The organism is Parashewanella curva (assembly GCF_003675895.1).
GTDB classification, from domain to species: domain Bacteria; phylum Pseudomonadota; class Gammaproteobacteria; order Enterobacterales; family Shewanellaceae; genus Parashewanella; species Parashewanella curva.
In genome coordinates this window covers 1-2,196 of sequence record NZ_ML014924.1, presented here as the reverse complement: position 1 = coordinate 2,196, position 2,196 = coordinate 1, and the positions used below count along the sequence as shown (strand labels likewise).

Below are 2,196 nucleotides of genomic sequence, written 5' to 3'. Positions count from 1 at the left end.
AGGTTATCCAAGTCATAACAGCCTACTATCAGGTTTCTGTTCGTCACAGCTACGTTTTGCCATTTGCTTCCTTCAGATTTCACCTCACGATGAACACCCTTGCATAGGCTAACGGTTCCCGCTCGACCGAGCCCGTAGAGGACTTTCACCTCCTAGAACAACGCCATGCTCGGCGCACCTAACAAAAATGCCAGTCAAATTGACTGGCATTTTTCGGTTAACACTTTTGTTTAACCAGCAAAAGTATCTCTCAAACCAACAGTCAGGTTGAAGACCAAGTTATCAGCTGATGAGTCTTTATTGTCAGCACAAAAGTAGCCTTCACGCTCGAACTGATATGCTTTTTCTGCTTCCGCTTTAACAAGACTAGGCTCGACTACACCATGAGCAACAACTAGAGACTCTGGGTTGATGATGTCATCAATAGACTCTGCCGCTGCAGGGTTTGCATCAGTAAATAGGCTATCGTATAAACGGAATTCAGCAGGTTTTGCATTTGAAGCTTCAACCCAATGAATAACTCCTTTCACTTTACGGCCATCACTTGGGTTCTTGCCTAAAGTTTCAGGATCATAAGTACAATAAATTGTAGTTACATTACCGTCTTCGTCTTTATCGCAGCGTTCTGCTTTAATCACATACGCATTACGTAAGCGAACTTCTTTATCTAATACTAAGCGTTTGTACTTCTTATTAGCTTCTTCACGGAAATCTGCCGCATCAATGTATAACTCACGGCCAAATGGTAATTCACGCTTACCCAAATGCTCATGGCTTGGATGCGCAGGAGCAGACAGAGTTTCAACTTCACCTTCTGGGTAGTTTTCAATTACTACTTTGATTGGGTTAAGTACTGCCATAGCGCGAGGAGCATTTTCGTTTAAATCTTCGCGAATACAGGCGTTTAACATACCTACTTCCACTAAGTTATCCATCTTAGTGACACCAATGCGTTTACAGAACTCACGAACTGATGCGGGCGTGTATCCACGGCGACGCAGTGCTGCAATGGTCGGCATACGAGGATCATCCCAGCCATCTACAATGTTTCTTTCAACTAAATCATTTAATTTACGCTTTGACATCAAAGTGTATTCAAGATTCAAACGAGAGAATTCGTATTGACGAGTTCTATTCGGTTTATTGAAATCATCTAAATGATCCAAAATCCAATCGTAAACACGTCTGTTATCTTGGAATTCAAGTGAGCATAGAGAGTGCGTAATATTCTCAATCGCATCAGAAATACAGTGAGTGAAGTCATACATTGGGTAAATGCACCACTTATCACCTGTCTGATGATGTTCAGCAAAGCGAATTCGATAGATCACAGGATCACGCATACACATAAATGGTGAAGCCATATCAATTTTGGCTCTTAACGCACACTCCCCTTCTTTAAATTCGCCTAGACGCATTTTTTCAAATAACGCTAAATTCTCTTCAACCGAAGTATCTCTATAAGGACTATTTTTCCCAGGTTCTTTCAAGGTACCACGATACTCACGAGTTTCTTCTCCATTTAAAAAGCAAACGTAGGCCAGCCCTTTCTTAATCAACTCTATTGCATACTGGTGCAATTGATCAAAATAGTTTGAAGAATACTTTACATCTCCGTCCCAGTGGAAGCCTAGCCACTCCACGTCAGCTTGAATGGAATGAACATAATCTATGTCTTCTTTTTCTGGATTAGTATCATCAAAACGTAAATTACATTTACCGCTATAGTCTTGAGCAATGCCAAAATTCAGGCAAATAGCTTTCGCGTGACCAATGTGTAGAAAACCATTTGGTTCAGGTGGAAAACGTGTATGCACTTGTGTATGTTTACCGCTATCAAGATCATCATCGATAATATTACGAATGAAGTTACTTGGACGTACTTCGCTGCCCTCGTGATCCATGAATGTCCTCTATATCATCTAAAACTTAAAATTTAATAACAAAGAATAATCCTACAGTTGAGCGAGAGTTACAATGCCCTTAGGTTAATCTTTATAAAAAAAGCGACCTTTTGGTCGCTTTTTAGAAGTTTTTATATATTCACTAGGGCCTGTCGAACTTTCAGGAATAAACTACCCCGCAGCAAGCTGTCTCACCTTCGGCTCGACTTCGCTTCGCGAAGCGGGGTATTTATCTCAGAACAACGTTAACTGGTGATCTTTATGTAGCGCTTTGTACTTATCACCTTTTCCT

At 40.9% G+C, this 2,196-nt stretch carries 1 protein-coding gene; it reads right to left on the bottom strand.

The annotated features are described in order from the left end of the window. Nucleotides 1–230 precede the first annotated feature (230 nt). A complete protein-coding gene (glnS, locus tag D5018_RS21185) occupies nucleotides 231–1,904 on the bottom strand; it encodes a glutamine--tRNA ligase (protein WP_121840953.1) in 1,674 nt (557 codons plus the stop codon). Nucleotides 1,905–2,196: the final 292 nt, after the last annotated feature.

Coding starts and splice junctions, on each gene's coding strand:
- glnS (WP_121840953.1), bottom strand. CDS start 1,904: ATGGATCACGAGGGCAGCGAAGTACGTCCAAGTAACTTCATTCGTAAT.